Source organism: Staphylococcus sp. HMSC035D11 (genome assembly GCF_001836075.1).
In the GTDB taxonomy this organism is placed as follows: Bacteria; Bacillota; Bacilli; order Staphylococcales; family Staphylococcaceae; genus Staphylococcus; species Staphylococcus hominis.
In genome coordinates this window covers 1-343 of the sequence record NZ_KV827272.1, presented here as the reverse complement: position 1 = coordinate 343, position 343 = coordinate 1, and the positions used below count along the sequence as shown (strand labels likewise).

Here is a 343-nt window from a genome sequence, read left to right as displayed (position 1 = left end):
CTATTATTTTCTTTGTCATGAAGTAAACTAATCGCTTCAGTAAGTTTTGGTAAGACTGCTTTCACTTTGTCTAATGCTTCTTTCACTTCTGCTGGTGTTGCTTTTTCTTTATTTAACACTTCTTGTGCTTTCGTCTTAGCTTCTTCAATTTCACTTTGTATTCTTCCTAGAGCTTCATTATAAGCAGTGATGCTTGCTGGTTTTTTACCTTCGGTAATGCCACGTTGATCTAATTCTGGAAGTTTATGTTGTAATTCTGTTTTATCTGCTCTTAAATCATCTTTCGCTTGATTTAATGCTGTTAATGCTTTTTCTACTTTTACTTTTTCATCCCTGATTTCTT

General features: G+C 33.2%; 1 pseudogene. It reads right to left on the bottom strand.

Annotation, left to right across the window (positions count from 1 at the left end):
* Nucleotides 1–343, bottom strand: a pseudogene (locus tag HMPREF2647_RS08440) (FIVAR domain-containing protein); the annotation flags it as partial.